General features: G+C 43.3%; 24 protein-coding genes and 1 other RNA gene. 10 read left to right on the top strand and 15 right to left on the bottom strand.

What is annotated here, in order from left to right; genetic code table 11:
• Nucleotides 1–11: 11 nt before the first annotated feature.
• From epmB to TQ33_RS02645, 3 genes are all read left to right on the top strand, one after another.
• Nucleotides 12–1,052 (top strand): EF-P beta-lysylation protein EpmB, encoded by a 1,041-nt coding sequence (gene epmB, locus TQ33_RS02655; protein WP_046560698.1) that lies wholly within the window; start codon nt 12–14, stop codon nt 1,050–1,052.
• A gap of 83 nt (nt 1,053–1,135) precedes the next feature.
• Nucleotides 1,136–2,911: a hypothetical protein gene (locus TQ33_RS02650; RefSeq protein ID WP_228640346.1), complete on the top strand. Its 1,776-nt coding sequence runs from the start codon at nt 1,136–1,138 to the stop codon at nt 2,909–2,911.
• A 134-nt stretch (nt 2,912–3,045) separates the two neighbouring features.
• Nucleotides 3,046–5,118 (top strand): EAL domain-containing protein, encoded by a 2,073-nt coding sequence (locus TQ33_RS02645; RefSeq protein WP_228640343.1) that lies wholly within the window; start codon nt 3,046–3,048, stop codon nt 5,116–5,118.
• Nucleotides 5,119–5,183: 65 nt separating this feature from the next.
• Here TQ33_RS02645 and serB read toward each other — a convergent pair whose 3' ends face one another.
• Complete coding sequence (serB, locus tag TQ33_RS02640) at nt 5,184–6,095, bottom strand: phosphoserine phosphatase SerB (protein WP_052735170.1); 912 nt, start codon at nt 6,093–6,095, stop codon at nt 5,184–5,186.
• Between the two features lie 97 nt (nt 6,096–6,192).
• Between serB and TQ33_RS02635 the strand changes: the two genes are divergently transcribed.
• Nucleotides 6,193–7,314: a hypothetical protein gene (locus tag TQ33_RS02635; RefSeq protein WP_144405937.1), complete on the top strand. Its 1,122-nt coding sequence runs from the start codon at nt 6,193–6,195 to the stop codon at nt 7,312–7,314.
• A gap of 1 nt (nt 7,315) precedes the next feature.
• Here TQ33_RS02635 and parC read toward each other — a convergent pair whose 3' ends face one another.
• The 5 genes from parC to TQ33_RS02610 form a co-directional block, all read right to left on the bottom strand.
• A complete protein-coding gene (gene parC, locus TQ33_RS02630) occupies nt 7,316–9,553 on the bottom strand; it encodes a DNA topoisomerase IV subunit A (protein WP_084617036.1) in 2,238 nt (745 codons plus the stop codon).
• Between the two features lie 26 nt (nt 9,554–9,579).
• Nucleotides 9,580–11,475, bottom strand: coding sequence for a DNA topoisomerase IV subunit B (parE, locus tag TQ33_RS02625; RefSeq protein WP_046560695.1), 1,896 nt, complete (start codon nt 11,473–11,475; stop codon nt 9,580–9,582).
• A gap of 162 nt (nt 11,476–11,637) precedes the next feature.
• A complete protein-coding gene (gene cpdA / locus TQ33_RS02620; RefSeq protein WP_228640471.1) occupies nt 11,638–12,435 on the bottom strand; it encodes a 3',5'-cyclic-AMP phosphodiesterase in 798 nt (265 codons plus the stop codon).
• A gap of 69 nt (nt 12,436–12,504) precedes the next feature.
• Complete coding sequence (locus tag TQ33_RS02615) at nt 12,505–12,960, bottom strand: DUF1249 domain-containing protein (RefSeq protein WP_046560693.1); 456 nt, start codon at nt 12,958–12,960, stop codon at nt 12,505–12,507.
• Nucleotides 12,961–12,991: 31 nt separating this feature from the next.
• Nucleotides 12,992–13,591 (bottom strand): NUDIX domain-containing protein, encoded by a 600-nt coding sequence (locus TQ33_RS02610; RefSeq protein WP_046560692.1) that lies wholly within the window; start codon nt 13,589–13,591, stop codon nt 12,992–12,994.
• 191 nt (nt 13,592–13,782) lie between these two features.
• Here TQ33_RS02610 and TQ33_RS02605 point away from each other — a divergent pair, with 191 nt between their 5' ends.
• Nucleotides 13,783–14,451, top strand: a complete 669-nt coding sequence (locus tag TQ33_RS02605) for a protein-L-isoaspartate O-methyltransferase family protein (protein WP_046560691.1) — start codon at nt 13,783–13,785, stop codon at nt 14,449–14,451.
• Nucleotides 14,452–14,507: 56 nt separating this feature from the next.
• A complete protein-coding gene (locus TQ33_RS02600; RefSeq protein WP_046560690.1) occupies nt 14,508–15,908 on the top strand; it encodes a TolC family outer membrane protein in 1,401 nt (466 codons plus the stop codon).
• 40 nt (nt 15,909–15,948) lie between these two features.
• Here TQ33_RS02600 and waaA read toward each other — a convergent pair whose 3' ends face one another.
• From waaA to TQ33_RS02585, 3 genes are read right to left on the bottom strand one after another with little or no spacing between them, the layout of a single operon-like run.
• Nucleotides 15,949–17,202 carry a lipid IV(A) 3-deoxy-D-manno-octulosonic acid transferase gene (gene waaA / locus TQ33_RS02595; RefSeq protein ID WP_046560689.1) on the bottom strand — a complete coding sequence of 418 codons (1,254 nt, stop codon included), beginning with the start codon at nt 17,200–17,202 and terminating at the stop codon, nt 15,949–15,951.
• Nucleotides 17,203–17,574: an RnfH family protein gene (locus tag TQ33_RS02590; protein ID WP_046560688.1), complete on the bottom strand. Its 372-nt coding sequence runs from the start codon at nt 17,572–17,574 to the stop codon at nt 17,203–17,205. It abuts the gene before it with no gap.
• 13 nt (nt 17,575–17,587) lie between these two features.
• On the bottom strand, nt 17,588–18,019 hold the full coding sequence (locus tag TQ33_RS02585; protein ID WP_046562244.1) for a type II toxin-antitoxin system RatA family toxin: 432 nt from the start codon (nt 18,017–18,019) through the stop codon (nt 17,588–17,590).
• Between the two features lie 149 nt (nt 18,020–18,168).
• Between TQ33_RS02585 and smpB the strand changes: the two genes are divergently transcribed.
• Both smpB and TQ33_RS02575 read left to right on the top strand, forming a co-directional pair.
• Nucleotides 18,169–18,648, top strand: coding sequence for an SsrA-binding protein SmpB (gene smpB, locus TQ33_RS02580; protein ID WP_046560687.1), 480 nt, complete (start codon nt 18,169–18,171; stop codon nt 18,646–18,648).
• Nucleotides 18,649–18,738: 90 nt separating this feature from the next.
• The gene (locus TQ33_RS02575) at nt 18,739–19,731 is read left to right on the top strand and encodes a LysM peptidoglycan-binding domain-containing protein (protein ID WP_052735169.1); all 993 of its coding nucleotides are present in this window, start codon (nt 18,739–18,741) and stop codon (nt 19,729–19,731) included.
• Nucleotides 19,732–19,743: 12 nt separating this feature from the next.
• Here TQ33_RS02575 and TQ33_RS02570 read toward each other — a convergent pair whose 3' ends face one another.
• Genes TQ33_RS02570 through TQ33_RS02560 form a run of 3 tightly spaced genes read right to left on the bottom strand, consistent with a single transcriptional unit; the run spans nt 19,744 to nt 22,821 of the window.
• Nucleotides 19,744–21,453, bottom strand: coding sequence for a serine/threonine-protein kinase (locus tag TQ33_RS02570; protein WP_046560686.1), 1,710 nt, complete (start codon nt 21,451–21,453; stop codon nt 19,744–19,746).
• A 9-nt stretch (nt 21,454–21,462) separates the two neighbouring features.
• On the bottom strand, nt 21,463–22,017 hold the full coding sequence (locus TQ33_RS02565) for an FHA domain-containing protein (RefSeq protein ID WP_046560685.1): 555 nt from the start codon (nt 22,015–22,017) through the stop codon (nt 21,463–21,465).
• A 12-nt stretch (nt 22,018–22,029) separates the two neighbouring features.
• Complete coding sequence (locus TQ33_RS02560) at nt 22,030–22,821, bottom strand: PP2C family protein-serine/threonine phosphatase (protein ID WP_046560684.1); 792 nt, start codon at nt 22,819–22,821, stop codon at nt 22,030–22,032.
• A gap of 140 nt (nt 22,822–22,961) precedes the next feature.
• Here TQ33_RS02560 and ssrA point away from each other — a divergent pair.
• Nucleotides 22,962–23,311: a transfer-messenger RNA gene (gene ssrA, locus TQ33_RS11750) on the top strand.
• Between the two features lie 167 nt (nt 23,312–23,478).
• Here the strand turns inward: ssrA and TQ33_RS02555 are convergent.
• Both TQ33_RS02555 and purE read right to left on the bottom strand, forming a co-directional pair.
• Nucleotides 23,479–24,618 (bottom strand): 5-(carboxyamino)imidazole ribonucleotide synthase, encoded by a 1,140-nt coding sequence (locus TQ33_RS02555; RefSeq protein ID WP_046560683.1) that lies wholly within the window; start codon nt 24,616–24,618, stop codon nt 23,479–23,481.
• 12 nt (nt 24,619–24,630) lie between these two features.
• On the bottom strand, nt 24,631–25,113 hold the full coding sequence (purE, locus tag TQ33_RS02550; RefSeq protein WP_046560682.1) for a 5-(carboxyamino)imidazole ribonucleotide mutase: 483 nt from the start codon (nt 25,111–25,113) through the stop codon (nt 24,631–24,633).
• Between the two features lie 135 nt (nt 25,114–25,248).
• Here purE and TQ33_RS12125 point away from each other — a divergent pair, with 135 nt between their 5' ends.
• Nucleotides 25,249–25,371 (top strand): hypothetical protein, encoded by a 123-nt coding sequence (locus TQ33_RS12125; protein ID WP_267283369.1) that lies wholly within the window; start codon nt 25,249–25,251, stop codon nt 25,369–25,371.
• A 69-nt stretch (nt 25,372–25,440) separates the two neighbouring features.
• On the opposite strand, the gene TQ33_RS02545 is transcribed toward TQ33_RS12125, so the two are convergent.
• Nucleotides 25,441–26,097, bottom strand: coding sequence for a 2OG-Fe(II) oxygenase (locus TQ33_RS02545; protein WP_046560681.1), 657 nt, complete (start codon nt 26,095–26,097; stop codon nt 25,441–25,443).
• Nucleotides 26,098–26,196 lie beyond the last annotated feature (99 nt).

Genomic DNA, 26,196 nt, shown 5'->3' with positions numbered 1-26,196 from the left:
TTGATATATTTATGATTCAAAACCTGCAGATTTTAACGCGAAATGACTCTTATTGGCAGGACAATGAGTGGAAAAAGTTGCTTTCTGGGGCATTTTCCACGCCAATTGAGCTTTTACAGTACTTGGATCTTGATCTTGAGAGTTTACCCTACTCGATTCTCAATGATCATGCCTTCGCTCAAAGAGTGCCCTTGCCGTTTGTGGAACGTATGGAAAAAGGTAATCCTCATGATCCACTACTGCTTCAGGTTTTGCCTTTGGCAGAAGAAAATAACATCATACCGGGGTATGTCACCGATCCTTTGCAAGAGCATGATAGTGCACTACCAGGGCTGCTTCATAAATACAAAAGCCGAGTACTGGTCATGCTATCAACAGCCTGCGCCATTAACTGTCGCTACTGCTTTCGTCGTGAATTCCCTTATTCGGATAACCAACTTGGTAAATCTCGGTGGGGAGATATCATTGATTACCTTCAACAACACCCCGAAATCAATGAAGTCATCTTAAGCGGCGGTGATCCTTTAGCGGTTACGGATAAATATTTAAGCGATTTTGTCGGCATGATAGCGGGGGTTGCTCACATTAAGCGACTTAGAATCCACAGTCGCTTACCCGTCGTTATCCCTCAAAGAGTGACCTCAGAGCTAGTTACCACCTTAAAAAATTGTCGTTTACAGACTGTTTTTGTCACCCATATCAATCATCCTAATGAGATAGATGAACTCTTTGCTCAGGCCATGGAACGGTTGAGTCAGGCCGGCATTTCGCTACTCAACCAAAGCGTGTTATTAAAAGATATCAATGATGACGCTTCTGTCCTTGCACTGTTAAGCGAGAAGCTGTTTGAGTGCAAAATACTGCCCTACTACCTTCATTTACTTGATAAAGTTACGGGCGCTCATCACTTCGACACCAGTGAAAAGCATGCCAAAGCCATCATGAAACAGCTACAAATTGAACTGGCTGGCTTTTTAATTCCGAAGCTGGTGCGCGAGGAAGGCGGAAAACTGCATAAATCTTGGATTGATTTAGGCAATAATAATCAATAACTTAAGCTAAGAAATTACTAGCACCCGCCCCCCCTTTTCGCTAATATAGGAGTTAACAAACTGGCCAGTATTGTAAGGGGAAAATGGTGGCGCTAACGAAAGGAACTTTGGGACTGACCGTTCGGGTCCAAAACAGTGCGATGGTTGCGGATATTCCTGCGACTGTCAAAGCAGCGAAACAGTGGGTTGAAGATCTTCCTGTGGCTGACATGGGTGAAACGGCATCCAAGCTTTTTCATTATCTGTACGACTTAAATCAGTCTCCTTTGTCACCTAAAGTACGCTTACAAATCTTGGAAGCAATCAAGCCTTCTTGCCTTAATACGTTAAATTCCTTAGCAACAGTTTATATCCATAGTCCACTCAAGTATTCGCAAAAACTGCAGTCTGCTTCAGAGCTAGTGCATGCCATAGCATCTGAAACAGTATTCGGTTTCAATACCGTTATCGAAGATCTTAATGCCGATAAAAGCTCATTAGAGAAATATCAGAAAACGATATTACCCGCCGCTTGCGCAAATAGTCTTCAGTTTCAAAGCTTTATTCAACTCCAACGGTACCAGTTATATAAAACTGTAGGGGCAAAACTGTGGGTGCAACAAAACATTATTTATAAACTGGCCCAACAGTATGACTTACTAGAGCACAAGTTACGCAAAGACTCTGCTCCTCTAGTCACAATAAAGAAACAATTATTGATCAACTTAGTTTTACCGGTATCCAACCCATACCAGTTGAAACATGGTGAAGTTAACGAAGTTTATAACAGCCTAGACGAAATCGTAGAGCTGGCAGAGTTACAACCCAATAATACAAAAAACTGCTTATTCGCTTATTTACCGGATAGTGATATCCCGCCACAGCCAGTGAATTCTATCGAAGTAGAAGGCCAAGCTGTCATCGGGTTAAACTTAACGGCCTTAGCGGAAACAGTTGAACAAAGCCTGAAGAGTGAGTCTGGAGGTTTCTTTAGTCGTTTCACGAAGAAAAGCCCTCAGGTAGAGCTAGACCAAGAGCTTTCTGAGCACCTTATTACGCATTGGAGCAAGCAACTCAATCGTAATTTTATCCGCATGAATTCGCAGGCCAAAACAGAAGTTTCTATTGGTTTGGCTTCTTCGCACCACTTCTTAGTCGAAAAGCTCGGTGACGAAGTAAGGCAACGCTTTTTTGGGCAAAAGAAAAGCATAAAAACCAACATTGAACCTGACTCTCTCCAGCTTGAGCAAGAAGAAGACAGCCAACATAGCTTTGTCTGGAAAAATCGCTCAAACTCTTCAACCTTGAGCGGTGATCAGAAAAAAGACGCTTTTGCTTCGATATACAAGCCGCCGAGTAAAGAAGAAAAACAGCATACTATGGAGGATAAACCCTTCAAAGATATCAAAACCAAGTCACGGTACCAATGGACTCATGGCATTGTAAGAGACTCTAGTCCCGCTGGGTTCTGCCTTGGTTTCGAAAAAGCGCCTTCAAGCTACGCTGAAGCAAATGAGCTAATTACTATAAAGAATATTAAAAATAATCAAGAACAGTATAACTTAGGAATGATCCGCTGGAACCGGTGGCACAAAAACTCAGTATTCCTTATCGGGGTTGAAATTATTGCTCCAGAGGCTACCCCAGTTCGAGCTACTCTAGATTGGGACTACGCTAAACCAGCCTATCACCACAACGGATTACTGTTACCAGAAATGCCAAATGTTGGAATTGATGCAACGGTTATTCTTCCCCCTCTTGGCTATCGCTCGGGTCAAACCGTGGCAATTTTAACGCCAGACGATGAATTTAAGCTTGAGCTCAACAAAAAAATAATCGAAACAGATAACTTTATTCAGTTTCAATTTAGCCGAAAGTAGACATTAGCAGGGCCACAAACTTGCGATTGTAACAATTGTTAATTATTGTAGAATCTGTGGCCTAGTTACAGTAAGCCCCAAAGAAACCGGATAGAATATTTCTTTGGAGATCAATAAATAAAAAACAGATTGCAATGATGAAAGAAAAGGTAAAGCAGCCCCCGATCAATACACTCATCTTCTCCTCTTCACTGAACGACAGTGAGCAGGTGGCCAGCCATCTGAAGAATATGGGACTGCCCATTCGGCACCAAGTGGTTGCTGATAGCGAGCAGCTAAAAGATGCCCTAGACTCCAAACATTGGCAACAAGCCCTATTTATTGATGAGCTTGAGAACTTACCCATTAAGCAAGCTTTGAAACAGCTCAAAACCCAACCTATAGCTGTACCAGCGGTTCTATTATCGACAAACTACAATGAAGAGAAGCGATTTGAGTATATTGCCCAGGGGTTAAAAGACTATATACCGGCCAAATCTCTCGACCTGCTTTCAACTCTGGTGAAGCGTGACCAGCAACTAGTCAATTCGCTCCAGTCTCTAGAGCAGGCGAATAAAATTGTTTACGAAACCAATAAGCGTAACGAGTTATTGCTCGACAGCTCAAAAGATGCCATTGCCTATATCCACGAAGGCATGCACATTTATACTAACCCGACTTATATCAAGCGTTTTGGTTATGAAGAAGACGAAATCATTGTCATGTCCATTATGGATATCATTGCTGAAGATGATAAAGGCTCCATTAAGTCTTTGCTTAAACGTCAAGCACAAGAAGGGACAGAAGTCAGCGAGGTCTTAAAAGGCAAAACCGCAGACGGCGAAGAATTTGAAGCTGACTTTATCATTAGTTCTGCTATTTACGATGATGAAGAGTGTGTGCAACTATTAGTGCGAGATATTGGTGATCAACAAGAGTTGATGAAAAAATTAAAAGAAGTCAGTCAGATCGACCAAGTCACTGGCGTTCTCAACCGCCCTGCCTTTATGGACCACCTAAAACAATCTGTAGAGGCCGCAAGAGCAGCAAATCACAGTGCACTTCTTTACCTGATTGAGATCGATAACTTCACTGATTACCGTAGTAAGTTCGGTATTTCTGACTGTGATGTTCTGTTAAAAGATCTAGCTGACTGGTTACGAGATCATTGCGATAGCAGTGATGTTTTAGGCCGTATTAGTGATACTAGCTTCGCCTTGATGTTAAGTGATACCCCAAAAGCGCCAACAGAACTTCCTAAAAAGCTAATTAAAGATATCGAAGGTCAGCTCTTTGAGGTTTCTGGACAAACCCTAAAAATCACGTTCAGTATCGGTGGCGTGCCATGCACTGACAACGAGGTTGAGGCAAGTAAGCTGCTATTGCATGCCACTACTGCTGCACACAACCTACAAGATAAAGGTGGTAATAACTACCAGATCTTTAACCCATCCATTGACAGCTTGCTCAATGATGAAGAGCGAAAAATTTACGAGGAATTTTCTATTGCCCGTGAAGAAGGCAATATGACCTTGTTCTATCAACCAATGATGAGCCTGAAAGGCAGTCCTAACAAGCAATACATGTGCTACTTCCGTTATCAACTCAGAGACGGTGGTTGGGGACTTGGCGAAGATATCTTCCATATTTTCGAAAAGGTCGGCATTGACGCTGATATTGATAAGATTACTCTGAAGCATGCACTTAAGGTCTTAGCGAAGGATAAAGCTGAAAGCAATAACAACAAACTATTTGTCGCTCTCAGCCCTAATACGCTGTTGAGAGAGGACCTAGAAGAGTGGTTAGAAAAACTCATTACTGCCGCAGGTATTAATAGTGATAACCTGATTTTGACTCTTAAAGGGCATACAGCTCAGACTTATTTGAAGAAAGTTATCGAGTTAAAGGCTAACCTGAAAAAGATTGGCGTTCCTTTCTGCTTATCAGGAATTGCAACGGATAATAGCGAAATCGTTCGCTCAATTCGCCCGCAGCTGGTTTCTTTTGCGCCCAACTTTATCGAAATGCTGAAAGAACACGGTTCGGAAAAGGTTCAGCCAATCGTCAATGCTACGTCAGAAGTTGAAGCAAAAACCATCATTACTAACTTAGAAGATGCATCAACTTTGGCACAAATTTGGCCTTTAGGTATTGATTTTGTCATGGGCAACTATGTTTCAAAACCTATTACAAAACTCAATTACGACTTTGCTGACAGTGATTTCTAATCACATCAAAAAAATAAAAAGCCCAAGTTAATCTTGGGCTTTTTTGATTGAAGTAGCATATGAAGTTAACAACTTGCTTCAAGTGCCTTGAGAATATCCACCAATCCGTCCATCTCTCCCTGTTGAATCACGCAGTCCGCTTTTCTTCGAAGCAAAGGTTTCGCTTTATAAGCGACCCCTAGCCCCGCTACGCTCAACATAAGACTGTCGTTAGCTCCATCGCCAACGGCCATAACCTCTTCTGTTTTTAACCCAAGTTCGTTTTTCCAATGCTGTAGTTGCATCGCTTTTATGTCAGCATTCACGATTGGTTTTGCTGCCACACCTGTTAACTGTCCTTGCTCGAACTCCAACTGGTTGGCCACAACTTTAGTAATTGGAGCTTTATCAGACAGCGCCTCTGCAAATGGTGTAAACCCACCTGAGGCGATGGCCACTACAGCCCCTTGTTCAACAAGGTATTTGATGAATCGCTCAACACCTGGGTTAAATCTTAGTCGTGACTTTACTGACTTTACAGCTTGCTCAGACATGCCTTTTAATAAAGACAGTCTCTGCTCAAAGCTCTGATTAAAGTCCAATTCACCGCGCATTGCAGCCTCAGTGATCTTAGAAACCTGATCGTTAACCCCTGCCTCACATGCTAACTCATCAATCACTTCCATCGGAATTAACGTCGAGTCCATATCAAAAACAGCCAACTTGATCGGCTTAACGCTCGTTAAATAACAATAATCAAAACTGAGTGACTGAGATGCTTTTTCAATAGCCGTCATAAGGCTTTCTTTAGAGTGATTATCACCTGCTGTGATGCTTATTCGATATACGAACTGATAAGACTCTAACTTAATAGGTAGCGCCACAATAGATAGAGCATCAATAGCGCTACAAGATTTCTTAACCTCACTCTCTAATAGCTTTGCCTCAAGCGGATTCAGAGTAAAAAGGAGCCATTCTGCTTTTAGTTTATTAGTCATCGTATACCCAAATCTCTAATTAAGGCACATTTTCCAGTGCTACTAAGTCAATAAATCTATGATATATTACCAGCAAAGCTAAACTCTATGAATGTCTGTGAGTAAACAAAACAATAAACAGCGTAGCTATCTACAAACGATTCGTTTGCCTATATTGATTTCAACTGCAATGACGATCATTACTTTGTCTTTTATGGTCTTCACCTGGAATCAAGAGGCTGACAACCACCAAAGACAAGAGTTTAGCAAAAGCTACAACCAAGGAATGGCCGATCTCAGTGCTGCTTTTTTAGGTCATCTCATAGAAGATGAAAATACCGACGCTATAGAGTCTATTGGTCAAAGGTTGGCCTCAAACGACAATATCCAGCAGATATCTATTTATCGACGAAATGGCGAACTTGTTTTTTCTGCCGGCAATACTGAGCAGGCCTATAGCGATCCGGTCATCGCAAACATCGCCTACGAAGACACTTATAACGGCTACTTAGTCATCTACTTTGTTAGCTCCGAGCAGTTTATCAATAATGACCAGCCTTTGTGGCTCAACAGTTATGTGTTGTGGATATTTGGTGGTATTTTATGGCTGATTATCTTCCTGCTTTTAAATATTAAGCGAGATAAAGCAAAAACACCTAAGACTGAAAGCAATGAATCCATTGGCAGCGGTTCTAAATCACAGCAGAATGGTCAGCTACTCAAGGAACTCATTAAACGCAACCGACAACAACTCAAAAGCACCACCATCAAGCACTCTATAGTGATTAAAGCTGACTGGTCAAAACTATCTGTTGAATCTAATACTCAGCTATTACGAACCCTCAGCCGCTGGCTGCCACAAAATGCAATGTTAGCCACTCGATTCAACCATGGGTTACTGGTGCTAGGTCTAGATGACGAAAAGGGGCCTCTTAGCCGTAATGCTCTACACGCATTAGAGCGCTGTTTCCAACACATTCAACTAGAGCCCAAAATATTACTTCACCGCTTAAACTTTGATCGCGATATCTATCAAATGTTTTTTGGTGTCATTGAACCCGGTGTCTGGTACGAAAAGGCATTGCAAGAAAAAAACCAAGACTATAATTGGCCGGCGAAGAAAGTCATAGATATTGAATTAGACACTCATGAAGTTATCGAGCTTTGTCGTTTAGAAGAGCCTGACGCTGAACAACGTGGATTGATCGAGCGCCAGGTACGATTTTTAAGTGATGATTAAGCTAGCCCTGCTCAACTTCCATTGAATCTACACGCTGGAATCCTCTTGGGAGCTTGCTTCCCCGGCGACCTCTTTCACCACGATAGTGCTCTAGGTCTTTCGGCTTTAACGTCAAGTGACGCTTACCGGAATAAATCACTAAGCTATCATCAGACGCCACCACCGCTACAGAGACCATAAACTCTTCGCGACTTTTAGCTCGAGCTGTTGGAATGCTGATAATCTTGTTGCCTTTACCTTTTGCAAGTTCTGGCAAATCATCCAGTGGGAACACCAGCATACGGCCTTCGTTTGAGATTGCGACACAATAGAGTTCACCTTCGCTGGGTATACGCTTTGGTTTCAACACTTTCGCCCCAGATGGCAGACTGAGGAAGGCCTTACCATTTTTTGTTTTAGAAACAAGGTCGCTGAACTTAGCGATAAAACCATAACCTGCATCGGATGAAAATAATAATTTGTCATTATCCTCGCCCATGATGGTCGCTAAAAACTCAGCTCCAGCGATAGGGTTTACACGTCCCGTAACCGGCTCTCCTAAACCTCGTGCCGAAGGAAGTGTGTTAGCAAGTAATGAAAAACTGCGTCCCGTAGAGTCGAGGAAAACGGCATATTGATTACTCTTGCCCTGCGAAGCATCGAGGAAAGAATCACCTGAACGATAATTCATTCCAGCAGCATCAATATCATGCCCTTTCGCGCAACGAACCCACCCTTTTTCCGATAACACAACCGTAACAGGCTCAGTCGGAATCAGGTCAGTTTCCGACAATGCTTTCGCGTCTTCACGCTCAACGATTGGCGAACGACGTTCATCTCCATGCTCATCCACGACTTCTTGAAGCTCTTTCTTAACAACGGTTTTCATGCGTTGCTTAGAACCAAGCGTCAACTGCAACCAATCAGCTTCATCTTCAAGCTCAGCTTGCTCGCCTTTGATCTTCATCTCTTCAAGTTTCGCTAAATGGCGTAACTTTAACTCTAAAATAGCTTCAGCTTGCGTGTCCGATAACTTGAAGCGCTCCATCAATTTAGGCTTTGGTTTATCTTCGGTGCGAATAATGTGTATCACTTCATCAATATTAAGATAAGCGATCAATAGACCATCCAAGATATGCAGCCTGTCCATCACTTTATCTAAGCGATATTGCAACCTGCGACGAACCGTTTCTAAACGATACTCAAGCCACTCCTTTACAAACATTTGCAGGTTTTTAACCTGTGGTCGACCATCAAGACCGATCATGTTCATATTGACGCGGTACGTTTTTTCTAAATCGGTTGTGGCGAATAAATGCTTCATTAACTCGTCGGTATCAACTCGATTTGAACGAGGCACAACAACCAAGCGCGTTGGGTTTTCATGATCCGACTCATCACGTAGATCGCTTACCATCGGCAGTTTTTTAACCTGCATCTGGCCAGCGATTTGCTCTAGAACTTTCGAACCCGATGCTTGGTGTGGTAATGCCGTTATGACGATCTCGCCATCTTCTTTTTCAAAATGAGCACGCATACGAATCGAACCGCGCCCTTTTTGATACATTTCAACGATATCCGCTTTTGGCGTAATAATCTCTGCATCGGTTGGATAATCAGGGCCTTGTACGTGCTCCATCAAGTCTTCGACGGTAGCTTTTGGGTTATCCAGCATATGGATACATGCATTGGCTACTTCAGTGAGGTTATGCGGTGGGACATCCGTCGCCATACCGACAGCAATACCTGTGGTACCGTTTAAAAGTAAATTTGGTACTCGTGCAGGCAGCACTTTCGGTTCTGTCATGGTGCCGTCAAAATTAGGAATCCAGTCAACCGTACCCTGCGAAACCTCTTTTAACAAAACATCGGAGTAAGCCGCTAAACGTGACTCGGTATAACGCATTGCAGCGAAAGACTTAGGGTCATCAGGGGCTCCCCAGTTACCCTGACCATCAACTAAGGGGTAGCGATAAGAAAATGGCTGCGCCATCAACACCATAGCTTCATAGCAGGCAGAATCACCATGCGGATGGAACTTACCTAACACATCACCCACGGTCCGCGCAGACTTCTTATATTTTGCAGTCGCCTTTAAGCCAAGCTCACTCATGGCATAAACGATACGTCGCTGCACCGGCTTTAAGCCATCACCAATATGTGGCAAAGCACGATCCATAATGACGTACATCGAATAGTTTAAGTACGCCTGCTCAGTAAATTCGGCTAGAGAACGTTTCTCAATACCTTCGTAATCTATTTCTTCCACGTTAACTCACTATTCGTTTAAATTTCGATTTCGGCTTTATTGCCTTTTTCTTGTAACCACGTTTTGCGGTCAGCGGAGCGCTTTTTGGACAATAGCATATCCATCACTTGCTCTGAATTATCACCACCATCAATCGTCAGTTGAACCAAGCGACGTGTTTCACGAGCCATCGTTGTTTCACGTAACTGCTTAGGGTTCATCTCACCCAAACCTTTAAAGCGCGTGACCTGAATCTTGCCGCGTTTCTTTTCGGCCTTGATCCGGTCAATGATGCCCTGCTTTTCGTCTTCATCCAGCGCATAAAACACTTCCTTACCAATATCCACACGATAAAGCGGAGGCATGGCTACATACACATGTCCGGCTTTTACCAGCGGCTTAAAGTGGCGAACAAACAGAGCGCACAGCAAGGTAGCGATGTGTAATCCATCAGAATCGGCATCCGCTAAGATACAGATTTTGCCGTAACGCAATTTTGATAAGTCATCGGTATTAGGGTCTAAGCCGATAGCGACAGAAATATCATGCACTTCCTGTGACGCTAAGATTTGGTCAGGCTCTACTTCCCAGGTATTTAAGATCTTGCCTCGCAGTGGCATGATCGCTTGGTACTCTTTGTCCCTAGCTTGCTTAGCGGAGCCTCCCGCCGAGTCACCTTCCACCAAAAATAACTCACTGCTCATACTGTCTTGACCAACACAGTCCGCCAGTTTCCCCGGTAATGCAGGCCCTTGAGTCACTTTCTTTCGCACAACTTTTTTGCTCGCGCGCATACGCTTGTGTGCATTGCTAATAGCTTTTTCAGCTAAGGCATCACCAATGACTGAGTTCTGATTAAGCCATAAACTAAAGGCATCCTTAACGGTGCCAGATACAAAAGTTGCACACTGACGTGAAGAAAGTCGCTCTTTGGTCTGGCCTGAAAATTGTGGGTCATCAAGCTTTACTGATAAAACATAACTGATTCGGTCCCAGACATCGTCTGCGGTTAATTTTACCCCTCGAGGCAACAAGTTTCGGAACTCGCAAAACTCACGCATCGCTTCCAGTAAGCCATTACGCATACCATTAACGTGTGTGCCGCCTTGTGCTGTTGGGATTAAGTTAACGTAACTTTCCGCCAAACATTCGCCACCCTCTGGCATCCAAAAGAAGGCCCAATCAACCGCTTCAGTATCACCCGCAAGCGAACCGGTGAAAGGATCTTCAGGTAAACGCTCAAAACCACCAGCTTGTTCAATTAGATAGTCAGTCAATCCGTCTTCGTAGTGCCACTCATCTTTTTCGCCATTGGTTTTATTGTCGAAAATTACTTTCAAGCCGGGACACAAAATGGCCTTGGCTTTAAGAAGATGCTTGAGCTTAGAAGTGGAAAATTTAGGGCTATCGAAATATTGAGGGTCTGCCCAGAATTTTACGCTGGTGCCCGTATTACGTTTACCTACGTCTCCAGTCACCTCAAGATCGGATGATTTTAAGCCATTCTCAAAGGCCATTTCATACTGTTTACCATTGCGCTTTACAGTCACTTCTACTCGGGTAGACAAAGCGTTAACGACAGAAATACCGACACCATGTAAGCCACCGGAAAATTGGTAATTTTTATTGGAGAACTTACCACCAGCATGCAACTTGCTCATAATGAGCTCTACGCCTGGAATACCCTCTTCAGGGTGAATATCCACCGGCATACCACGACCATCATCTTGAATTTCAAGCGAGTTGTCCTTATGCAAAATAACTTGAATCGTTTTTGCATGGCCTGCTAGCGCTTCATCCACACTATTATCAATAACTTCTTGCCCTAAATGGTTCGGACGCGAAGTATCGGTATACATACCAGGACGTTTTTTAACAGGGTCTAAGCCACTGAGGACTTCAATATCATCAGCGGTATACTCTTTATTTGCCATATATTTTTTATGTTCTATGTGATTTGTGCTGGTTGAGTCTATAAGACGCTATATATTGTTATATCGCCTTATCCTATAAAGGCAGATCTCTTTGTGCAAGCAAAATATTTTTGCGGAGGATATTAGAAGAAGAGTAGCGAATCTGAGCGGTATTGTGGCCAATTAGTACCCAGAAATAGCCATATTGACCGATGGTAAATAGTTATCCACGCGAAAACTGTTCACTATAATTTGTCCATCGCCAGTACAGTCGTACAAATTATACCCTGGTTTTTCTTGGCTGGCAGAAAAATCAGCAGAATGCTTTTTGAATTGGACACAGGTTGAAGGCACTGAGCAGTAATTAATATGCTTATGATGGCGATCCGTGGATTGGTGGACATGTCCAAACGCACACATTTTGACCTGTGAATGCTGTGACAACAGATTGACGAGTTGTTGGCCATTCTCAATACCGATCTGATCAAGCCAGTGGCTTCCCACAGGGATCGGATGGTGGTGAGTGAATACCATGGTCGGCAAGTCCCGATTATCCACTAGGCAAGACTCCAACCACGACAGTTCTTCTTCAGATAAATGACCATAGACTTTGCCCGGAACATGGCTGTTCAGCATCAATAGTTGCCAGTGCTCTGTAACCATTTGCTCCGCAGTAGTAAAAGGTGACTTGGATAGGTATTGCTTTAGTTTAGGCCTTTCATCATGATTGCCCGCCAAGCTCAGTACAGGTTTATTGAACGGTGCGAGATAATCGACGAATTTCTGATAGGATTCAGGCGTGTAATCTTGAGAGATATCACCAGTCACCACAAACAAGTCTGGAGTAATGTTACGACGCCTAATATCATCCAATACTGCCTGTAAACTTTCATTGGTGTTCACACCAAGCAACGTCGACGAATCATCCGCAAACAAATGTGGATCGGACAAATGCAGTATTTTCATATTAGAGCGCCCCACAAAAAGACGCGTTTGCTGTTGATTCAAACCATACCCTCTTATTACTTACTTGTTATTATCGCTTGATTTCTAATCAAAAAAAACCAATTGGGTCTTGTTTAAACTGTGAGATTGCCCAAATTCTAAACAAAAATTTAACCATTCCGATAAAAAGCGGTTGAGTTGAATTTTTTCATCAGGTTGCTTCATTTGCTCATTGGGATAGGGAAAGACAGGCGGAAGCATACCTTTGTTCAAACCTGACAGGACTTCTGCTACCTTCGCATCATGATACATACGCACCAAATAACGTCGCTTAAGGCCAACTTGAGCTGACTCCTGCTCTAGTTCATAAGTAGCTGTATGTCGGCTCTGTTGCTTCAAAGTAATTGACAAATTCGGCTGATTATCGATGGCTATAGAGAAAGCCTGACCGAGCTCAACCTCAGCCAAGTTCACGATCCTATTCAGCTTGGCATAATTGCTCGCGCAAAGAGCCATAAACTCTTTTAGATCGGGAATGTATTTACGCCTAACTCGTGCCATGCTCTATTCACTACTCTCTGTCAATCAACCACTATACCGCTAAAGATCTTTCATTCATTAAAAACCATTGTACCGCAATTAGAGCCATGGCGTTATTAATCCGCCCTTGCTGCAACAGCTCTAATAGCTCGGCTCGCTCGATAACCAGTACCTTAATGTCTTCATGCTCAGTATCTAAGCCAGCAAACTGAGCCACATCATCACTATCCACTAACCCTAAAAACAAATCCACGTACTCAGTGGTACCTCCGGGGCTCACCCAGTATCCGGGCAACGGTTTTAGTGACTGAATCTCGCAACCAGCCTCTTCTTGAGCCTCTCGGTAAGCAACTTGAGTTGGATCTTCTCCCTCCTCAACCATCCCCGCAACGATTTCAATTAACCACGGAGATTCATCGCCAGGCATAGCGCCAGGACGACACTGCTCAACCATGACAAATCTATCCTTGGATGGGTCATAGAGCAAAACACCAACCGCATTACCTCGCTCAAAAATTTCCCGCTCAACCACAGGACTCCAGTCCCCCTGGTAGCGACGATGCTGATAACGGTATCTTTTCATGGAAAAGAAGCCTTGGTACAGCTCCTCTTCATCAATAAACTTCACGTCATCCTTTGTAAACTGGGTCATTCAACACTGCCCTCTCTATGCTAACGCGCCAATCTTTACCTTAGCTTAACCAAATTGAGCATATCACTCTTTCATAATCTGTTACACTTAGCGTGTTGTTTGAAATATCAGAAATGACTATTCTTTGTACTTATTATTGGGTTATAGAATCACAATAAAGAGTCGCCAGACTTTAACTAAGTGAGGTAGTGATGACAAGCGCGGCAACTGACTTTGAGATCGCTAGGCATAATATGGTTGAACAACAAATTAGGCCTTGGAATGTGCTTGATCAACGGGTGCTGGATAAAATTCACGGTTTAGCTCGCGATCGGTTTGTCCCCAAACGTTTCAGGCCCATCGCTTATGCCGATACCCAAATTAGTATCGGCCATAGCCAAATCATGATGACGCCTAAAGAAGAAGCTCGCATGTTACAGGCCTTAGCCATAAAGCCGACCGATACGGCGCTTGAAATCGGCACAGGAACCGGTTACTGCACGGCTTTGTTAGCCAGCCTTGCTGAAAAGGTATACAGCGTTGATATTATTGAAGAATTTGTTGAAAAGGCGAGCAAAATAACCGAAGAACTCGGATTGACCAATATTGAGTTTGAAGAAGGCGATGCCGTTAATGGTTGGCCTCACCACAAACCTTATGACGTCATTGCTATCACAGGCAGTTACTACCAACTCCCTGAACAATATCTGGCTCACCTAAAGGTTGGTGGCCGTTTGTTTTGTGTGACTGGCACAGAGCCAGCAATGAAAGCACAACTCGTTACTCGCTTAGGCGAAGATGAATGGCACTATGAAAGCCTTTATGAAACCGTTATACCGAGCTTAATCAATAGTAAGCCTAAACCTCAATTTGATTTTTAATACTGCAGTTACGGATAACACTGTAGAAACAAGAAAATACTGAAGAGACGATTTTGATGAAAATGACGACAACTTACAAAGTTCTTGCAATGGCGCTTCTTGGTGGCATAACTAACGCCAGTATCGCTAACACCGACTTACTCACGGTTTACCAAGACGCGTTAGCTAATGATACCCAATATAAGATTAGTGAAGCGAACCTCAGAGCTACCGAGCAAGACTACCGTATTTCTCGCTCGAGTTTATTACCGCAGATTGGCGGAAGTATCAGCCGTTCACGTTCTGACTTTGATAACGAAGGTCAGGGTCTTGATGGGAGCCCATCGGATCCTTTCAACAGTGAAGTGAATACAACGACTTATGCCATTCAACTCGATCAGGTCCTGTTTGACTGGGGACAGTGGATTGCCCTTGACCAATCAGAAATGCGGGTCAGAGCGGCTGAATTAACTCATGCATCAAACTTGCAGAGCTTAATGTTAAGAACCACACAAGCTTATTTTAACGTCTTAGCTGCCGAAGAATCGCTAGAAATCACCCAGAATGAAAAATCAGCCTTACAAAAGCAATTGGACTTAACCCGTGAGCAGTACGAATCAGGCTTAGCCAACGCAACGGATTTCTTAAATGCTCAAGCCAATTATGATCAAGCTGTTGCTAATGAGATCAGCCAAGAAACAGCTCTTATTAATGCTCAAGAGGCGCTTAGAGAAGTCACTGGACAGTATTATAGTGAACTAGAAGATGTGGGTAACTCTATCTCTATGCAGGCACCTCAGCCTGCGAATATGGATGATTGGATGCGAGTGGCCACAGAGTCAAACCTTGGCTTAAAAGCACAGCAGATGAACGTTCGCGTGGCGAGGGATGAAGTAAAGCGCAACCGCAGTGGTCACTACCCAAGAGCAAACTTCAACGTTAATTATTCAGACCGAGATAGCGACACCGACCGTGTTTTCCCGCTAGGTGTATCAGGGCCGTCTCCAGCGCCTCCGGGCTCAACCTTCACCTCATCTCAACTCTCAGATGGTTATCAGGCAAGCGTGACAATATCTGTACCTCTGTTTTCAGGGCTTCGCACTTCAGCTCAAACTGAAAAAGCTAAACAGAGTTATTTACGCACTACTCATGAACTAGAGCAAAACACTCGAGCCATACAAAAAAATGTCCGCTCAGCTTTTACAACCCTGGAAGCATCTATACAGTCATTTAAGGCCAACACTCGAGTTCTAGAGTCAAGCCAGAGCTCTTTAGAAGCGACCCAAGATGGTTATCAAGCGGGAACGCGCAATATTATCGATGTGTTACAAGCAACCCGGGCCGTTTATGCAGCCGAGCGCTCTTTAAGTCAGGCCAAGTTCAACTACTTGATTAACGGTTTAAAACTGAAACAAGCTGTAGGAACCTTAACAGAGCAAGACATAGAGCAAGTGAATGAATGGTTAGTTAACAACTGACAGAACTCAAGAGCCTTTTCTCCTCGCTAAATATTCTGCGTTAGAGGAAAGGCTCTAACTCCTTCACGGTGCGTTTTAATGCACCTCGACTCCTTTCAACAACCTTTTTAGCGTTACTACCTACCGCCTTCCTCCGATCTTCATTCTCCAGCAAACTAACCACCAACTCACTGATCTCGCTTTCAGTTGAAGCTTGCAAGGCCCCACCTTGGCTTTCTAACTCGTGGAATATTTCTTGGAAGTTATGTACGTAAGGGCCTGATATAACGGGCTTTCCTAACATCGCAGGCTCAATCACATTGTGCCCTCCAATTGGCACTAGGCTTCCCGCAACAAATGCTACATCAGATAACTGATAAGCTAACATAAGCTCACCCATACTATCTCCCAAAAGCACATTTGCGGATTCACTCCAGGTATCAGAATCTGAACGACGTGCAAGACTAAAGCCGCCCTCTTGTATCAAGTGAGCCACTTCATCAAAGCGCTCAGGGTGCCTCGGCACTATAATGAGCTTTGCTTGAGGAAGCTTCTCCACCACCTGTTCGTGAGCCGAGAGTAAGATTCGGTCCTCGCCTCTATGCGTACTTGCTGCTAGCCATATTGGAGCTTGTTGCTCACTCCATGGTGGGTAATAACCATTTGCTTCATTAACATCGAATGCTTGATCAAACTTTATGTTTCCAGTTACCTTACACTGCTCGGCGTTGACTCCTAAAGAAACGAAACGTTGAGCATCAGCCTCGCAAACAGCTAAAACTAATGAGAAAGCACTCATCATTTCATTGATCAGAGATTCAATTTTTAAATAATTATCTGATGATTTCTGGGACATACGAGCATTGGCCAATATGACAGGAACACCGGTTTTCTTCATATGATTAAGCCAGTTTGGCCATAGCTCCGTCTCCATGATCACTAAAGCCCTCGGTTTAATTCTCTTCGCAAAGCGTTTGATAGTGCCAGGCAAGTCGCACGGTGAAAAGTGATGAGTGACACTATCACCCAAACCTTCCAGAATTTGTCTTGCTCCAGTTGGTGTTGTGGTTGTCACAACGATATTTAGCTCAGGGTTTTGCTCCAATAACTTTTTAATAATAGCTTTTGCAGCAATAGACTCCCCCATCGAAACTGCATGAAACCAAACTGACTCTCTTTTTTGAGGTGTTACGAAGCCAAAGCGCTCACGCATCGGCTCACGATATTGAGGTGGTTTGAAACTCTTGTAAACCCAGCGAATACATAACAAAGGTGCACAAAGATAATAAATACTTGTATAGAGGTAACGTAACAACTAAGTTTCCTTTTTATTTATTGGGGGCTTATTTTTTCCTGTTTTTTCAGTTTCTTGCTTTGCTTTTAAAGCTCTCTGTTTCCTAACTTCTTTGGGATCGATTAATAATGGTCGATATATTTCTACCCTATCTCCGTCATGTACCTTATCATCCAACTTAGATAACTTACTAAAAACACCCACCTTACTATCAGCCAAATTAATCGATGGGTGCAGCTCTAGAATCCCTGAATCTTTTATAATTTGCTCAATGGTAGCATCAGCCTTAACCCTGACGCTCAGTAACGTTTGTTTATCTGGCAACGCATAGCAAACCTCCACATTGATTGTTTGCTTGCGGTCTTGCGCGATAACCGGATCAGACTGGGGCATCAATCACTCCTAACTAGCCATACACCTGCTTTGCTCGATTTGAGAAAGCTTCAACAAAAGACTCAGCCAGATGGTTAAAAATACTGCTAAAAGCCATGCTGGTTAACATATTTGAAAACTCAAAGCTGACTTCTAGCTCAATTTTGCAGGCCTGCTCGTCCAACGAAGTAAAACTCCAAAGCCCAGTTAATTGTTTAAAGGGCCCGTCCACCAACTCCATATCAATCCTACTATAAGGTGTATTGGTGTTTTTTGTTGTAAATTGCTTCTCAAAACCGCCTTTAGAAACAGCCAAGGTTGCAATAACTTGATTGTCACTTCGCTCAACTTCTGTCGCCCCGGCACAGTTAGGTAAAAACTCTGGATATTTATTGATATCGTCCACCAGTTCAAACATCTGCTTAGCCGAGTAAGGTAATAAAGCTTGTCGCTTAATGGTTTTCATAGTTACAACACGTTTTAAAGCAGTAATGACTTGGCGCAATTGTAACATTGCCGTTTTAAAAAATCCTAGCCTATTGAGACATAGGCCATTGAAGCCTATAATCCCAGCATCGGTAAACTTTATGTTTCATCATCACCAAGAGATTATCTGTGGGCAAAAAAAGTAAAAGTAAAAGCTCTAGTAGCGCAATAGCACTCAACAAAAAAGCGCGCCATGACTACTTCATCGAGGAGACGTTTGAAGCTGGCCTAGCCCTACAAGGCTGGGAAGTCAAAAGCCTGAGAGAAGGTAAAGTCAATTTGGCTGAAAGCTATGTCTTACTCAAAAATGGAGAGGCTTTTCTTTTTGGATGCCATATATCGCCGCTCGTTAGCGCATCGACTCATGTAGTAGCAGATCCGCTTAGGACCCGTAAGCTATTATTACATAATCATGAGTTAGCTAAACTGTTTCGTGGTGTGGAGCAACAAGGGCATACAGTCGTAGCTCTCAAGCTATACTGGAAAAAGTCCTTAATAAAACTAGAAGTTGCCTTAGCAAAAGGTAAGAAACAGCACGATAAGCGAGCGACAGAAAAAGAGCGTGAGTGGAATAAAACCAAAGAACGCATCATGAAACATAGTGTGTGACGCAGTTCTTAAAATAACTTCCTCAGACACTGATATTGTCTTATTCCTGCTACTATAATTTGTCCGTAAATTACTAGGAAATTGAACGATTTGAACGCATCACACCCACGACTAAGCACAATCACAGCGTCGATCAAGCTTTCTGCTGTGGCCGCTGCTATACTTTTAGCTGGCTGTTCTTTTAAAGAAGACAGAAAAGATATTGTCGTGCCCATTGTCGATGCAACCCCTTCACAACCGTCCGACTTCCAATTTTCTGACAAAAATAATCAGCCGAAGGCTCCTTCTACCTACAGCTACACCGTCCGTTCAGGTGACACACTAGGGACTATTGCGCAACAATATCTTGGTTCATCGCAACGGTACACTGAATTGTTAGAACTTAACAAGCTCAAACCTAGCGATTCGATCTATGTTGGACAAAAGCTTCTACTTCCCACTAACGGTTTAACCGTGCCTAAGAATACAGAACTAGAGTCTACTAAAGTCACTAACAAACCAACTCCTAATAACAGCACGGATCCAGAGCTTGAAAAGCTACTAGAAGCTCAAGAATATGAACAAGCTCTTAACTGGATCACCAAGCAGCCTGATCTTGCTGAGAATCAAGTATTACAAGGCCAATTAGTCGACATTGCGCTTATCCAATCAAAGAATCTCAAAAGACAGCAAAAAAATAGCGACGCTGAACAGCTGTTATCTTCATTGATTAGTGAAGCTCCATTAAGCAAGGCGAATCAGAAAACTTTAATATCTGAACTGTCGACTCTGAAAGCAGAGCAAGAACTTATTACCGCTAAACGATTCTCCGACCAATCAAAATTTGATGAATCTTACGACATTCTATTAGTTTCTTGGAATCAGGTTGGCAAACCCCTTGAAAATAATATTTTATTTACGTCTACTAGGAACAAGGTTTCTGAACATTACCATCAGAAGGCACTTAGACACTATAGGAACCAAGAGTTAGACAGTGCACTACAGTACTGGGATAAGATTTTAGAGATTAACCCAAATGACGACTTAGCTCTTGTTTATAAAGATAGAGTTAAAGCGCTTCAGAATAAACTAGAAAACCTTTAAATTACTTAATAATTAGTTAGAGGCATCCTTGTCACTTTCACTCGACTTTTCAGGATAGTCGAGCAAGATGGTCTTATCAATTTCCGTCAAATCGTCTAATGATGGGTCGACTTCACCCGTGCTCATATGCTGAGTCTTGGTTAAACCGGCCAGCTTATGCGTTAGGTCATTAACCTCTTGTTGCAGGCGACCAACCTCATCATGCGTATCAATTTTAATAATATCCGATTGTCCGTGAGCACGAATATCTTTAATGACTTGCCGAGTTTTATTAATTCTTTGAGTGAACTTATTGGCTAGCCAATAAACTCCAGAGAACACTGCGAGCATGATAACAAACATCCAAATTATCATAGCTAATAAAGATGATCGGGTCGCACTAATAAGGTTATTTCGGCCTATCGCAATGCTCGCAAAACCAATTTGTTTATCTTGAAACGATATTGGCGTATCAAAAAGAAAAGCTTCTTGCGTAAAATCTTTTAAATTTTCATAAATACGCGCATTCCCTTTATTATTTTTCAACTCACTATTTTTTGAAGGGTTATATTTCTTGCCAATTTCATTCTGGACACTACTACTTTGCACTAGCCCATCCTTGTCACGAATCGACAAATACAAAATCTCCGAGTTCTCTACAATATCTACTGTAATCGCCTGTAGAGCAACCCCCTCACCAAGTAACAAAGGCTCAGCGGTCTCACTAGAAATAATCTGAGCCATTGAGCTTCCATAATCATATACCAATTGATTCATTAAAGTATTTTGTTTGTTATATACCCAGATCATCCCTAAAGCCATCACCACCAACACTAATGATGACAAAGAAATAGCCCAGCGCGCTCTCATGGATACAAAGCTAATGCTGTCAATCCCTTTTCGCTCTTGTTCAATCTCTTCTGACAAAGCATTAAGTTCTGTGATGAGCTCTTCTGTCTGTCTATAGCGTAAATCAGGGTTCTTTTGTAACAAACGAAAAATAATGCTCTGCCAAATAAACCCCTGTTCAGAGTAGGCATTAAGTGGTTTAGGATTTTGCTGAAGTACTGCCTGCATCATGGCACCGTAATTGGCGGCTTGAAAAGGAAGCTCTCCTTTAGTGATTTTATAGAGAATAACGCCTAGCGAATAAAGATCGGTTTTAAAGTTTGTCTCATTTCCTGAAATTTGCTCAGGTGACATGTAAGCTGGCGTCCCCATGACCTTCGTCTGATCTTCCTCATTTTCAGCTTCTAAGAACTGGTGCTCAATCCGCGCAATACCAAAATCTGTAATTTTAAAGCGCTTACCGCCATCAAGAACGAGAATATTTTCGGGTTTTATGTCTCGATGAACTACACCTTTGTTGTGAGCATAATCCAAAGCATCCGTCAGTTGCTGAGCAAGATCAAGTGCCTCACTGATCGAAAAAGTTCCATGCTCCGAGAGGAAGTCATCTAAGTGTACGCCTTCCAATAGCTCCATAGCGATATAAGGTCTATTTTGCCAAATCCCAACATCGTAAATGGTAACAATGCCAGGGTGGCTCAAGCCACCGGCAGCACGGGCTTCCCTTAAAAACAAGTTTCGATATTCATCATCTTCAACCAAGTCATGTTTTAATAACTTAATGGCAAGTGAGCGACCAATATCAGGGTCTTTAGCTAAATAGACTACTGACATAGCGCCACGGCCAATCTCTTCGATTAGCTCGTAGCGTCCTATGGTTAATTTATCAGACATTAATCGTAATTATAGGAACAACCAGATGAGTACACCGATGAGTAACAACGCAGCTATGCCCAGAGACCCCACCAACATCCAGTTTATTTCAGCTTTCTCATCGTCCTCTTCTTCTTGTGAATCAACAAGCGTAAACAAGAACTCCGTATGACCAACTTGGATTTTGTCACCAAACGTTAACTCACGCTCTGAAATTTTCTCGCCGTTAACAATAGTTCCGTTAGAAGACAATAAGTTAAGAATTTTCCACTCACCGTTGTAATAAGTAATTTGGGCATGCGTTGACGACGCTGCGGGATCATAAATCGTCACACTGTTGCCTTTCCCACGCCCAATGACATTTTTCCCGTAGTCCAAAATAAACGCTGTACCCGCATGAGGCTTCGTTGTAGCTAACAAAGCAGGGATTTTAGTTCCATCATCTTCTAGTTTTTGAATTTCAGCAGCTATCATCCTATCGACTTCTTTAGAGTCAAAAACAAGTGTTCCCTGTGGCCCAGCCTTATCTTCTCTATACCCCTTTGTCGGCTCGGGTTTGTTTTTTGACGAATCTTGTGACGACATACTTACCTCACGTTAACCTATTTTTAATAATTCTTTGATTTGCTCAATAAAACTCTTTTTCTTCTTCTTTCTCGCTTTTTTTATCGGCGATGAAACAAGAATTACAGAAACATTATCGCTACCCCCATTTTTACATGCAAGGGATACCATATACTCTACTTTTGCTTGGTTATCACGTTGCATGCGTAAAGCACCTATTAGCTCTGTCCGAGACAGTTCATCATATAAACCATCACTAGCCAGTAAAAGGTGCTCCCCATAATCCCATTCTCGAGTCAAAAAGCCAATATCTAATTGATGGTCATTCTCGATTCCCAAACATTGGGTTATAACGTGGCGTTTGGGATGATGCTTTACCTGCGATTGCTCGAGTAAGCCCGCATTGAGTAATTTTTGCACCAAGGTATGATCTTCTGTCAGCTGAGATAGTTCTCCAGTCACTTCATTCCAGAGGTAAGCACGGCTGTCTCCAACCCATGCAATATCATAACTATCACCTTTAGAATGAACAGCGACAACTGTTGCTCCTCGTTCTTCTTCCTCATGCCGATTATAGGCTTTAATCACGGAGTGAGCAGAGTGAACAGCGTTGAATAAATTAGAACCATTAGCAATCGACTTACGGATCTCTTTCACGGTATATAAGCTGGCTTGCTCACCTTGCTTAAGCCCACCGACACCATCTGACAGCAGCCACAACCCAAGCTCTGAAGAGCCGTAAACTTTATCGTCATTATTCTCGCGAGACACACCCTTATGAGACAGCATCGCCGACTCAAGGCGCTTATTATTTTGCTCTGACATTAACCCTCCTACTTTATCCCTCAAAGTGTAACCTTTTGTTAAACATAGGAATGTTAACCAAGCCACAAATTACTTTCCGTAGTATTCCACTTGAATTCTATATACACAAGCTCCATATCAGTTATAATAGAAAGTTCCACGGGGACGAAACGGCTTCGACGTGGATTACAAAACTTTAGTTGCATGTCGAGATGTTCAGCGAATCTCGTAAAATCAAAGCTGAAAACTTATAGTTGCAAACGAAGACAACTACGCTTTAGCCGCTTAAGGCTAACTGTCTACTCTGAGCGTTCTTGGTAGGAGATAGACAGTCATATACAGGAACTCGCAGGTAACTGTGTCCGGCAGCCAACTGTTAAACTTTCCTCGGAATCGCTTTTGAAAGCCTGACCATTGGCTCATCATTAGTTAAATTAAAGATGGTTCTAAGCATGTAGATTCTGAAGCGGCGGATTCGCGGACGCGGGTTCGACCCCCGCCGTCTCCACCAATGTCATAAAAAAGGTCACTTTAAGTGGCCTTTTTTATTGCCTATATGACGTTGAAAAAAGAAGCTACCTTGCTTCAAGCGTCTTGTCCCAATAAAAAAAGCCCCACCACTAATCAGTGATGAGGCTTTTTTATTCATTGAACTCTTGCAGGGTAGTTGTAGGCGCCCTAACTGCTTTTTAGCTGCTGAGCTCGCGCTTTAATACCAGGGTAATCCTGCTCACTGAGGTGCGCTTGCAATTCGCTAAGGCGCTCTCCTAGCTCATATAGGCTGTTGGCGCTGACATTGATATGCCCCATTTTACGCCCTGGTTTTACCGTCTTGCCATACCAGTGGCTTCGAACGCCTGGCGTGGCCAATACTTGCTGAGGAATAGCGTCTTGACCAAGCACATTTATCATCGCACTCGGTTGCATTAAGTCGGTACTGCCCAACGGCAAGCCAGCAACCGCACGCACATGATTTTCGAACTGACAACAGAAAGCACCTTGTTGTGTCCAGTGACCAGAGTTGTGCACTCTTGGCGCAATTTCATTAACCAACAACTCGCCTTCAACTTCAAAAAACTCGATTGCCAATACACCCACATAATCCAGTGCTTTGGCTACCTTGTTATATGCATCAACCGCTTGGGCCTGAATATTTTTATTAACAATACCCGCCACTGACAGTGTCAAGACACCATTAGTGTGCTCATTTTCAGTCACAGGGTAAACTTTAACATTACCCTGGGCATCACGTGCGCCGATGACTGAGACCTCGCGATCGAACGGAATCATCTTTTCACAAATAATACTATGCGTCGCATCTTTATCTAAAAAGGCTTTCATTTCTTGCCAGATGTCGTCAGCTTGATCAGTGCTTTTTAAACGCCACTGCCCCTTGCCGTCGTAGCCTGCCTGACATGTTTTAATAACCAAAGGTAGCCCTAGGTCACTGATAGCTTGTTCTAAGTGGCGATGTTCGGTTACAAGTACGTACGGAGCGCTTGGCACACCCGCGCCATCCAGCAAGGCTTTCTCTTTAGCGCGATCTCCGCCACATTCGATAGCTTTTCTGCCTGGAAAAAACTTACCGCTTTGCTCACATAGCGCCAACACATCTGCTGGAACATGCTCAAACTCAGCCGTGATACGGTCGCTGGCTTCAATTGCTTGTGTCAAGTTTTGCTCATAACGCTCACCGGTCACAGGATGCAATACTTGCTCACTGTTAACATCGTAGGCTCGAATATGAATATCTAAAGGGGTGGCTACCAGCGCCATCATCCGCGCTAGCTGCCCTGCACCGAGTACTAACATTTGCATAATAAGATTCGTTTATTCAGCTGGGTTAGGGTTGGCCAAAATGGTGTTTGTTTGCTCGCTGCGGAACTGGTCAATTTTTTCGAGCAACTGTGGCTGCTGACAGCCTAAAATTTGTGCCGCTAGTAACCCTGCGTTTGCAGCTCCAGCGTCTCCAATGGCTAGGGTGCCCACCGCGACGCCTTTTGGCATTTGACAAATTGACAGCAACGAATCGACACCATTTAAGGCTTTAGATTTTACCGGAACGCCGAGTACTGGCAATGAAGTGAAAGCTGCCGCCATACCAGGAAGATGTGCTGCACCGCCGGCTCCGGCAATGATAACCTTAATACCGCGCTCAGCTGCAGAGGATGCATAGTCAGCTAGTAGTTGAGGAGTGCGGTGAGCTGAAACGACCTTGGTTTCATACTCAACGCCGAATTTATCAAGCATGTCTGCCGCATGTTGCATGGTGGGCCAATCTGACTTTGAGCCCATTATAATACCTACTTTCATTGCCACTCCTCATGAGAACGATACAAATTTAAATAGCGCAGTGCGATGGCAGTGCATCGAGGGGTTGCCGCGCCAGCGATTTTGATACCGCTGTAGAAATTGTTGCGCATTATACAAAAATCCCCGATAAAAAGCATGGCTAAGTTATTCCTAGCCGAGTTTCTCATCGAAAAGGCTTTATCTGCTAATTTCTACGTTAAGCAGGCGTTTAGCTGGGTAACACCAGCGGCAACTCATGTGCTAGAGATTCAGTATTAATAACCATAACGGGCTAATCCGCGATATCGACAATTGCTTCTTACATTGTCCCTTTGTCATTACTAAGCGCTAACGTGGAGGGTCAACCCGATCTGGCTGACTGGTATTGAGGCGATACCAACCCGCGATTGAATATCGATCATGAGCCGCAGGCAAGACTTCATGTGGAAACTGTTCACTTAAGAAAGCCACCACAGTGCCGAGGCTAGGGTTAACTTTGAAACCTTCAGCGTCTTCCTCATCCTTATAGAGAACTAACTCGCCACCATCTTCCGGCTGCCAGTCGACATTCAAATAGACCACGATCGATAGCACACGGTTAGATTGACCTTTAAAGGCATCGAGGTGGCGCTTATAAAAGTCACCAGGCCCATAGTGTGCAAAGTGACTCTCAAAGGAAAAGAGCCCTAGAAAAAGTTGAGAGTTTAGGTATTCACGCAGCTCTGACGACCACGCTAGCCACTTCTCACCAGCATCTGAACTGCCATCAATCCAGCATATCTCATCGGTTCTTACCGAATTATCGACCATATGGTCCTGTTGGCGGCCTATCCCAGCAGCATCGAACTCTTTACGGCTCATGACATGAAGTTGGTCTAGCAACTCCAGAGAGAGCTGTTGTGGCAGTGCATTGTAATTGACACTGTATCCCTTCTTACTCAAATCGTTAGCGATATTATCAAACAACAAAGAGTTCTCAGGTGACATCGTGTTAGTCGTAGCCATTGACTCAGTTATAACTCTGCTCAACCGCAGTACCCTCAACAGTAAACATTAAAAACGGAACACTTTATATGCTTATTTTTTGCTCAACGCAACACTTAT

The organism is Kangiella geojedonensis (genome assembly GCF_000981765.1).
GTDB lineage: Bacteria > Pseudomonadota > Gammaproteobacteria > Enterobacterales > Kangiellaceae > Kangiella > Kangiella geojedonensis.
This window is presented reverse-complemented; position numbering and strand designations above follow the sequence as displayed.

Coding starts and splice junctions, on each gene's coding strand:
- epmB (WP_046560698.1), top strand. CDS start 12: ATGATTCAAAACCTGCAGATTTTAACGCGAAATGACTCTTATTGGCAG.
- TQ33_RS02650 (WP_228640346.1), top strand. CDS start 1,136: ATGGTGGCGCTAACGAAAGGAACTTTGGGACTGACCGTTCGGGTCCAA.
- TQ33_RS02645 (WP_228640343.1), top strand. CDS start 3,046: ATGATGAAAGAAAAGGTAAAGCAGCCCCCGATCAATACACTCATCTTC.
- serB (WP_052735170.1), bottom strand. CDS start 6,095: ATGACTAATAAACTAAAAGCAGAATGGCTCCTTTTTACTCTGAATCCG.
- parE (WP_046560695.1), bottom strand. CDS start 11,475: ATGGCAAATAAAGAGTATACCGCTGATGATATTGAAGTCCTCAGTGGC.
- TQ33_RS02615 (WP_046560693.1), bottom strand. CDS start 12,960: ATGGCACGAGTTAGGCGTAAATACATTCCCGATCTAAAAGAGTTTATG.
- TQ33_RS02610 (WP_046560692.1), bottom strand. CDS start 13,591: ATGACCCAGTTTACAAAGGATGACGTGAAGTTTATTGATGAAGAGGAG.
- TQ33_RS02605 (WP_046560691.1), top strand. CDS start 13,783: ATGACAAGCGCGGCAACTGACTTTGAGATCGCTAGGCATAATATGGTT.
- TQ33_RS02600 (WP_046560690.1), top strand. CDS start 14,508: ATGAAAATGACGACAACTTACAAAGTTCTTGCAATGGCGCTTCTTGGT.
- TQ33_RS02590 (WP_046560688.1), bottom strand. CDS start 17,574: ATGCCCCAGTCTGATCCGGTTATCGCGCAAGACCGCAAGCAAACAATC.
- TQ33_RS02585 (WP_046562244.1), bottom strand. CDS start 18,019: ATGAAAACCATTAAGCGACAAGCTTTATTACCTTACTCGGCTAAGCAG.
- TQ33_RS02570 (WP_046560686.1), bottom strand. CDS start 21,453: ATGTCTGATAAATTAACCATAGGACGCTACGAGCTAATCGAAGAGATT.
- TQ33_RS02565 (WP_046560685.1), bottom strand. CDS start 22,017: ATGTCGTCACAAGATTCGTCAAAAAACAAACCCGAGCCGACAAAGGGG.
- TQ33_RS02560 (WP_046560684.1), bottom strand. CDS start 22,821: ATGTCAGAGCAAAATAATAAGCGCCTTGAGTCGGCGATGCTGTCTCAT.
- TQ33_RS02555 (WP_046560683.1), bottom strand. CDS start 24,618: ATGCAAATGTTAGTACTCGGTGCAGGGCAGCTAGCGCGGATGATGGCG.
- purE (WP_046560682.1), bottom strand. CDS start 25,113: ATGAAAGTAGGTATTATAATGGGCTCAAAGTCAGATTGGCCCACCATG.
- TQ33_RS12125 (WP_267283369.1), top strand. CDS start 25,249: ATGGCTAAGTTATTCCTAGCCGAGTTTCTCATCGAAAAGGCTTTATCT.
- TQ33_RS02545 (WP_046560681.1), bottom strand. CDS start 26,097: ATGGCTACGACTAACACGATGTCACCTGAGAACTCTTTGTTGTTTGAT.